This window comes from Selenomonas sp. oral taxon 892 str. F0426, from assembly GCF_000468035.1.
Lineage (GTDB): Bacteria > Bacillota > Negativicutes > Selenomonadales > Selenomonadaceae > Centipeda.
In genome coordinates this window covers 200,976-209,996 of the sequence record NZ_KI260540.1, presented here as the reverse complement: position 1 = coordinate 209,996, position 9,021 = coordinate 200,976, and the positions used below count along the sequence as shown (strand labels likewise).

Here is a 9,021-nt window from a genome sequence, read left to right as displayed (position 1 = left end):
GAGGTGGTGTCGGCGGTGTTGGAGGTGGTGTCGGAGGCGTTGGGGGTGGTGTCGGAGGTGTTGGGGGCGGTGTCGGCGGTGTTGGGGGCGGTGTCGGAGGTGTTGGAGGTGGTGTCGGAGGCGGCGGAGGCGTCTCCGGCGGCAGTGCGGGCGGTGTCGGCGGAGGTGTGACGATCCCGCCCGGCGGTGTAATCGACGGCGAGCCAGGTGGTGTCGGCGGGGTCGCTCCCGATGGCAGCGGCTTCTCGTCAGGCTTCGGCGCCGACGGTACGGGCACCGGAACACCCGCATCGGTTGTGACGCCGTCACGCCGCACGATCAGCTCCTTCTTGTTCGTCGTCACGCTCATGCGTTCCGTACCGGAGATGCCCTCATGCACAGTCATCGTGGCTGTGCCGTCATTGAGAATCTCCGCATTTACCGTATGGAGAAGGCGGATGCGGTTCGGGAGCGAGGTGCTGCCCTGCAGATGGGCATCGACCGTCTTGCCGCTGAGATCGATGTTCCTCGTATCGTCCCTGACGTAGAGCATCGTATCATCTTCGGTGATATCGCTCGGCACATAGAACGCGAATCGGTTGAATCCCTCCACGCTCTTCACCGTGATATTCTTCGTATCCTTTAGGACGAGCTCGTTGTCGGCTGCATAGGCCCCCGCGCCGCCGACGCGATGCCGATAGCCGTAGAGACTTGCGAAGGAGAGATCGTCTGCACCCGAGATCTCGATCTTGTTGTGGTGCACCTCCTCGTGGACATCGTTTGGATCCGCTGCGGGATCGCCCAGAGCCGCGCCTGCGTAGATGCTGCCGCGATAGGTGCCGCCGTGGATGTAGAGCTCGTTGTAATTGGACTTGAGGTAGACATTGCCCGTGTCGGAGCCACCCTGCGCCATGCCGCCGTAGACATCCCCGTCATACGCCGTGCCCTTCATCAGGTGGATAATGTTCCCCGATGCCTCCGCTTCTGCGCTGTTATTGCCCGCTGCTCTTGCCTCGGCAGAGCCGCCGAAGAGATGCCCTTGGAACTGCGTGGTGCCGCCGTACACCCAGAGGCGGTTGTCGACGGCATTTGCCGCGCTGCCTGCAGACGTGTTCCGCGCAAAGCTTCTGCCGCTCGTCACGTCCTCACGGAACGTGCCGGCACGGATGGTGAGCTGGTTGCTGTTTGCCTCGGCTTTTGGTTCAGCGACATTGTTCGTCTCGATCGTACTGTAGCCCGCCGCGCTCTTGTCGGTGAATGTCCCTGCGCCTGCACCCACCCAGACCTTGTTCTCGTTCGCCTTTGCGGTGCTGTGGGTCACCGATTCACCGGGCGCAAACTGCTTGCCCTCGGCGTAGCCGCCGATGAAGTTCTTTGCCCCCGCGGAGACGGCCAGCTTGTTCTTGTTGGCGCTCGCATTGAACTCCCTCTTTGCCTCGGCATACGCCGAGCCGCCGTAGAGTCCCGCGCCGTACGTGCCTCCCAAGGCGTTGACGGTGTTCTCATTCGCTGCGGCATTCGTGACGCTGTCCGCCGCCGTCGTCGTATTCCGGGCAAAGCTCCTGCCGCCCGCCACATCCTCGTTGAACGTGCCGTCCTGCAGGAGAACATCGTTCCTTGCTGCGGCAGCAGACAGCAGCTTCGTATTGTTCGCTGTGATATGGACGTAACCGCCCGCGCTCTTGTCGGTGAATGTACCGGTGGAGCGGATCTCCATACTGTTCTCGTTCGCCGTGCCCGTGCTCTGGAGGACGTAGGTGCCGCTGTCTCGCTGCGTGCCCTCGGCATAGCCGCCGATGAAGCTGCGTGCGCCGCCCCTCAGACTGAGCAAGTTCTCGCTTGCCAGTACGTCAAAGGTACCCTTTGCCTCGGCAGATGCAAGACCTCCCATGATGTCCTGCATGACGTTCGTCTCGGTGGAGAGGTAGTTCTTCGTCGCCTGTGCCACAGCGCTGCCGTTCTCGGACACTGCTTTGGTAGTGCCGCTGTAGATGTTGTACTGATAGGTGCCTATATTCACATACATCTCGTTCTCGTGCGCTGCGGCCTCCGCTCTGCCATCGGTCGTCCACGCCAGGGCAGATCCGCCCAGCAGGTCGCCTTCGAGCGTGTCCGCCTTTGACCAGACCTTGTTCTTGTTTGCCTCCGCCCGCGCGACGCTGTCCGCACCTGTGCGGGAATTTACCGCCTCGCTCATGCCGCCGTAGGTGAGGCGGAGGGTGCCGCCCCCGATGGAGAACTCGTTCTCGTTCGCCGCTCCGCGCAGCTCGGTGATCTGGTTGTCGTTGAGCTCACTCCAACCGCATACACTCCGACCTGTGAATTCACCGGAACCTGCCGCGATCCAGATCTTGTTCCGGTTCGCCTCCGCCGTGCTGAGCGGGGCAGGCACCGAAGTGGAATATGCCGGATGACTCCATGCAAATCCGCCAATGAGCCTTTGATATACGCTTGTCTTGGCGTTGATCACATTCTCGTTTGCCTGTGCGCTGCGGCTGCTCCCGTTGCTGGTCGTTGCCTGGCCTCCGACCAGATCGAATGACCTAATACCTGTAGGTGTATGAACGGTCAGACGATTCCGCAGTGCCTTTGCCGCAGCGGTGTTGAGGGATTCTGCATAGGCATAACCGCCGGTCATAGAGAGACCGTCAGGGGAAATGTTGCCGCCCGTAAAGGTGGCGGTGTTTTCCTCGACAAGAGCCTCGGCACGTGTGTCGTTTTCGCTGAATGCTCTGCCGCCTGACACTCCGATTGACCCGAACGTGCCGCCCGTAAACGTGGCATGGCTGCGGACAACCTCCGCCACGCCATGTGTACCGGCTCCTTCAATACTCACCTCACCGCCGGTGAGCGACGGAACCAGGGTTAAGTTAAACAGAAACGTGCCGCCCGAGGCCTCCGCCGTGCTGTTCTCCACGCGCGCAGTACCGCCTTGCATCAGTTCGATGTAGGTGCCGACAGCATCGTGCAGGGTACCGCTTCGAACTATCGCCTTTCCGTTTGTGACGTGGATGTTCGCAAGCGGTACGGACGACTTGAGGTATGTCCCGTAGGCGAAGCTCCATTCCGAGGGGGTTGCCCTTTGGAGGCGGGGCGTATCGCCGTCGCCCGTCCTGCCGACGGTGATGGTGGCGGACGATCCGTCGATGCTGCCCGCAACCCCGTCCTCTGTCACCGTGTCCGATGTGACGGAGGAGGCGACGATGGGATCGGCGTACGCGTACGGGAGCGCGCCGAGCGTCACCGCGCCCGCCGTGAGGGCAGCGAGGATGCGTGGGGCAAGTGTCCGTGATGGGGGACGCTTGCTGCGCTGAGAATGGTGTTTCATGATGATCGACTCCTTTCAAGATCAATACATCCGATGTGGGCACCTTGAATCATGCCGATTCTTCCTCTCCAATTTCACTGTAGCATATTCTCAGAAAAAACGTACTGTCATAAATAACAGGAATCAAAAGTCCCGATTTTCTGGAAATACCTGTGTTTTCAAGGGGAAACAAGATTTATTAAGCGAAAATTTTTTTTGACCGTGTGCGTGGAAGAATCTATAATGAAAGCGGCAAAGGAGGCACCTATGACTGTTTTTGAGGAGATCCTAGCGGTGCGTGCGGCGGAGGCAGAGATCCCGCTGACCGATGCGCAGATCGCGCAGTTCGCGGTCTATAACGAGATGCTGACCGACTGGAATACGCGCATCAATCTGACCGCACTGACATCCCCGGAGGACGTGGCGGTGAAGCATATCATCGACAGCCTGACGGCGTACGATGCCGCGCTGTTTGATGGGGCAAAGACGCTGATCGATGTGGGGACGGGTGCGGGACTGCCCGGGATCCCCCTCGCGGTCTATGCGCCGCACATCCGCGTGACGCTGATGGATGCGCTCCAAAAGCGCGTGCTGTTCCTCATGGAGGTGACGCGTGCGATGGGGCTGACGAATACCGCTGCTGTTCACGCGCGTGCGGAGGAGGCGGCGCGGCAGACAGAACATCGTGAGCACTATGATATTGCAGTGAGCCGTGCGGTGGCGCGCATGCCGGTACTGCTCGAGTACGCCCTGCCGTTCGTGCGCGTGGGCGGGACGCTGCTCGCGCTCAAGGGACGTGCGTATGCGGAGGAGGCGGCGGAGGGCGCGGGTGCCGCGCGGCGGCTCGGCGGCGGCACGACACTTGCGCGTCCCGTGCATCTGCCGGGACTTGATGATGTGCGTGCGATTCTCTCGGTACGCAAGGAGCGTCCGACACCAAAGGGATACCCGCGGCGTCATATAAAATAACCCTGCCGCCCTCGTGTGACACGGGGGAGCCAGACCGCACAAGCGGCGGAAGGGCAGCTGCAGCGAGACAACGAACATGAAAGATAAATCCTTTTAATGAAGGATTTATCTGCTTTGCGTCGAACAATATAAAGATGAGTCTACGTATATATGCTGCGCTTTTTGCGCAGCATACGATTCGATAAGGGGATGACGAGATGAAACGATGGAGAGGTCTAGCTCTCGGGACGCTGACGATGTTGCTCCTGTCTGCGCCGATCGCGGAGACTGTGGAGGCGGCCGCTCGTCCCGCGACGGTGGAGGAGCGGGATGCTGCGCGTGCAGCGAAGGCTGCGGAACGCGCGGAGCGTCAGGCGCAGCGCGCTGCCGCGAAGGAAGCGCGCCGACAGGCGATTGCGGATGCAAAGGCGGCACGCGCAGCGGCAAAGGCAGCTCCTCCGAGGAGCACCACGGTCACTCCAGAGGTGTCGGCACCGTCTGCGCCGCCCGCTCCAACGGCGAAGCCTGCGCTGACGGATACATCCCCTGCAGCAGCGCCGGCCTCAGAGGCTGCATCAGCTGCTGAGGCGTCTGTTGCTCCCACGGGCACCGGAACGAGCACCTATGCTGCACGGCAGAAGGAGATCGCCGACCGCCAGGCTGCACGTGCGGCAGAGCGGGCAGACCGCCAGCAGGCACGCGCAGAGGCCAAGGCCGATCGCGCCGCAGTAAAGGCGGACCGTCGGGCGGCTCTGGCTGCGGATAAGGCGGAGAGGCGCGCCGATGCGGCTGCAGCACGCGCAGAGAAGAAGGCGGCGCAGAGGCAGCACAGGCGCGAGAAGAATGCGCGCTACAAGACGCTCTTTGAGGACAATGGATTTACATACTATATGGACGCGCAGAATACCAGGTGGGTTCCGCGTCCCTACAGCAACAAAGAGTTTATGATCGATGCATGGGTGCGCCTCGTGGAGAATACGACGGGTGCGCCGGTGGGCGAGGATGGGAAGATCCGTCCGGCAAGGTATTTCCTGGAGCACTACTACATCAGTGAGGCGCGCCGGGAGGTCATGTTCCTCGCGGAGCTTGAGGTAACGGGGCGTCCGAACAACGATGTAAAGGAGCGTACCTACGATCCGCGCCGGTGGGAGAAGCTGGTGCCCGGATCAATCGAGGATGCGCTCTATGAGGCGATTACAAAGGAAATGCGCGGGGCACCAAAAGGACCCGGGTCGGGCGGAATGAGCCTGCGCGATATGATCGAGGAGTATGCCCGTATTTCGTTTTGATCCAACGAAACAAGAGGCGTAATAGGAGGGGGGATATTTTGCTCGAACAATACGGCGAGCGCGATCTTTGTCAGGTTACGGGACTGCTCAACATGATGCAGTTCATGCGCCACGCAACCACCCATCTGCAGGATGTGTTGGCCGAGCCGCTGACGTTCATGTACTTTGATATTGAAAATTTCAAGAGCTTTAATCAGCGTTACGGGTTCCAGCATGGGGACCGTCTCCTGCGCTATATGGCCGATCTCCTGCGCGAGACGTTCGAGGGCGGGCTTGTCGCGCGCTTTAACGACGATCATTTCGCAGTGGCGACGCACTCTGAGCAGCCCGGGGACTGCATCCAGTTCATCCATGAGCGTGTGCGCGTCTACGATCTTGGGCTGCCGATGGAGGTCAAGGCAGGGATCTATCAGCCGCCGAATGGACTGACGGATGTTGCGCTCATCATGGATCGCGCGAAGATTGCGTGCAACAGCATCAAGAATACGTACGATCTGACGTGGGCGGAGTTCAACCCGGCGATGGAGGAGGAAATCAATTTCCGCAGCCACATCATCCGCTCGTTCCAGGAGGCGATGAGCGAGGGCTATATCGAGGTCTACTACCAGCCGGAGATCCGTGCGATGACGCGCGAGATCTGCGGATTTGAGGCACTGGCACGCTGGAAGGATCCCACGCACGGCATGATCTCGCCGGGGGTGTTCGTGCCTGTTCTCGAGGATGCACATCTCTCGCCGCAGCTCGATCTCTACGTCATCGAGCGAGTCTGTCAGGATATGGTGCAGATTCGCCGCGATATTCCAGACTGGGAGCTGCTGCGCGTCTCGGTGAATCTGTCGCGTGCGGACTTCCGTCTGATGGATATGGTGCAGGCGGTGGAGGATGTCCGGCTGCGCTATGATATCGCGCGCTCTCTTATCAACATCGAGGTGACGGAGGGTGCGCAGAGTGACGATGAGAAATTCCTGCAGGGCGAAATCGCGCGGTTCCGTGCGACGGGCTACGAGGTCTGGATGGACGACTTCGGCAGCGGGTACTCCTCGCTGAACAATCTCAAGGACTATGTCTTTGACGTACTGAAGATTGATATGAACTTCCTGCGCTCATTCGATACGAATCCGAAGGCTGCGATCGTCATCCGTGCGATTGTCAACACGGCAAAGGAGCTTGGGATGCACACGCTCGCGGAGGGCGTGGAGACGGAGGAGCAGTTTGCGTTCCTGCGCGAGATCGGCTGTGAGAAGGTGCAGGGGTATCTCTTCAGCCCGCCGATGCCGTTTGACAAGGCGGTTGCCTACTGCCACGGGGAGACGGCGCAGGTTCGTGTCGAGCCGCTGCGTCTTGGCGGCTACTACTCGGAGATCGGCGCGATCAACGTGCTCTCAAACGAGGCGATTGAACGGCGCGGTTCGCCCGAGATCGGCGATGCGCTCTCGCTCGCAATCCTGGAGCAGGAGGACGGGCAGATCCGCTACCTCTATCAGAGCCGGATGTTCAAGATGTTCCTGCAGAACATCGAGTTGGATGAGGACAGTGCACATACGCCGCACTACGAGCGGCGCAAGCGCCAGAATGAGCGTATGATCGAGCGCATGATGGATGAGGCGGATCGGACGGGGCGCGAGGTCTATACGGACTTTATCACGCGCAGCTCGTTCAACTCGGTGCGCCTGCGCCTCGTGACGCGCGATGTGGATGATACGCGCGCGGTGTTCCTGATGGCGACGGTGAATATCTCGCGGTTCAGCCCAGAGGCGGGGTCGATGCAGGAGGCGCTGAATCAGATTGTAGCGCTCTATGACCGCGTGGATCTCTTCGACCTCGGCTCACGCAAGGTGATGCAGCTCTACCGCGATATTTATGAAGTGAACTATATGCAGGAATATGGGCATTTCGAGGAATTGGTCGCGCACTACGCTGAGGAGAAGATCCTCCCTGCCGAGCAGAAATTGTTCAAGAAGTTCTACAGTGAGAAACATCTCCGCTCCGTTCTCGAGGATAAGGAGGGGCGTGAGGAGGTTGCGGTACTGTTCTATAAGGTGATGCCGGATGGCGGGCGCATGCTGCGGCTGCATCATCTCGTGCCGTTCCAGCTGGGCGAGCGTGACTATGTGATCTCGTGTGTCCAGGCAATCAATGAGCAGATTATCAGCGCGGTGACGACGGCACTCGCGGAGGACAGCGAGGAGTAGGGGCGGAAGCGCATCGAGGAGCGCCCCTATCGCCTCGCGTTCGCTCGGTACTTCCCCCGTTCTGACGGGGGAAGCTAATATAGCAGAATAGCCTGCCCCGCCGCAGCGGGGAAGGGGGACCATGCGAAGCATGGTGGAAGGGGCGGCCTTGTATGGGCGCCTCTTTTTTGCTGCGTGCGATTCTATGTCCATCACGCTGATGTGCATTTTGCATCATATGTTTTCCTCTGCTATACTTCCTCTTAATAAAACAAATGTTTGAAGGAGGAACACAATATGCAGGAGAAAAAGAACTATCCGCCATTGACAAAGGAGGAGGAGGATGCACTCATCATGCGCGCCGTGCGCGGGGAAGCAGGCGCAATGGCAGAGATGCATGCGCGTTACCGCGGGCTGATTGTCAATGAGTCACGGATCTCGTATCTGCGCAGCGCAGCACTCGCAGCCGATGCGGAGAATATCGCTGTACTCGCCTTTATCGAGGCGCTGCATGACTACGATCCGAAGCACGGCGCGCCGTTTGCAGGATTCGTAAAGGGGCGCGTGCACCACGCACTCTACACGGAGTTTCGGCGTGAGCGGCGGCTCTGGGAGCGTACGTGTCATCCCGAGCGGGACGCCGATGGACGCGATGTGTGGGAACACATCGGCGGCGCGGAGGATACGGCGGAACGTGCCGATCTGTGCCTGCTTGTGCGCGAACTGCTGTGCTCCGTGATGCACCGCCTGACGGACCGGGAGAAGGAGATTCTCTCGCTGCACTACTTTCGTGACCTGACCCTGCGCCGCATCGCCGCACTCCTCGGCACGTCTGCGAGCGCTGTCAGCAAGAGCAAGGCGAATCTGCTGCGCAAGCTGCGGGAGGGAGCGGGGGTTGCAACTCTATGCGAAATATGATATTCTGTGATAGAAGAATGGATTTGTAAAGGAGATGTACTACATGGCACAGACCAGTATTAGTATTCGCATGGACGCTGAACTCAAGAAGAACTTTGAGAATTTCTGCGGTGCGGTCGGCATGAATATGTCGACGGCGATCAATATGTTCGCGATCGCATGTGTGCGCGAGCAGCGTGTCCCGTTCGAGATCTCCGCGCAGCGTGCACTGCCGGGCGAGTCACTCGATCTCTTTACGGATACGACGTGGAGCGACGGAGAGCACTGAACATAAAGCCTCCCCCGTGCGCCACGGGGGAGGGGGACCGCGGAGCGGTGGAAGGGGCGCCCTGGACGATATAGCTTTTCTATCGTAAGAAAGCGGCAGCCGTCACAAGCGCCCCTATCGGCTCGCTGTGCTCGCCACTTC

6 protein-coding genes are annotated in these 9,021 nt (G+C 60.0%); 5 read left to right on the top strand and 1 reads right to left on the bottom strand.

The features are described from left to right. The coding region (locus HMPREF1992_RS07915) for a hypothetical protein (protein WP_021685371.1) at window positions 1-3,307 on the bottom strand (3,307 nt) is incomplete at its 3' end. 246 nt (window positions 3,308-3,553) lie between these two features. On the opposite strand from HMPREF1992_RS07915, the gene rsmG reads away from it, so the two are divergent. The 5 genes from rsmG to HMPREF1992_RS07890 all read left to right on the top strand — a co-directional run bounded on the left by rsmG (window position 3,554) and on the right by HMPREF1992_RS07890 (window position 8,880). Further along, the gene (rsmG, locus tag HMPREF1992_RS07910) at window positions 3,554-4,255 is read left to right on the top strand and encodes a 16S rRNA (guanine(527)-N(7))-methyltransferase RsmG (protein WP_037359093.1); all 702 of its coding nucleotides are present in this window, start codon (window positions 3,554-3,556) and stop codon (window positions 4,253-4,255) included. Window positions 4,256-4,452: 197 nt separating this feature from the next. After that, window positions 4,453-5,523 carry a hypothetical protein gene (locus HMPREF1992_RS07905; protein WP_021685368.1) on the top strand — a complete coding sequence of 357 codons (1,071 nt, stop codon included), beginning with the start codon at window positions 4,453-4,455 and terminating at the stop codon, window positions 5,521-5,523. A gap of 92 nt (window positions 5,524-5,615) precedes the next feature. Then, a complete protein-coding gene (locus HMPREF1992_RS07900; protein ID WP_231366975.1) occupies window positions 5,616-7,715 on the top strand; it encodes a GGDEF domain-containing phosphodiesterase in 2,100 nt (699 codons plus the stop codon). A gap of 276 nt (window positions 7,716-7,991) precedes the next feature. Next, on the top strand, window positions 7,992-8,612 hold the full coding sequence (locus HMPREF1992_RS07895) for a sigma-70 family RNA polymerase sigma factor (protein ID WP_021685365.1): 621 nt from the start codon (window positions 7,992-7,994) through the stop codon (window positions 8,610-8,612). Between the two features lie 43 nt (window positions 8,613-8,655). Further along, complete coding sequence (locus HMPREF1992_RS07890; protein ID WP_037359088.1) at window positions 8,656-8,880, top strand: type II toxin-antitoxin system RelB/DinJ family antitoxin; 225 nt, start codon at window positions 8,656-8,658, stop codon at window positions 8,878-8,880. Window positions 8,881-9,021 lie beyond the last annotated feature (141 nt).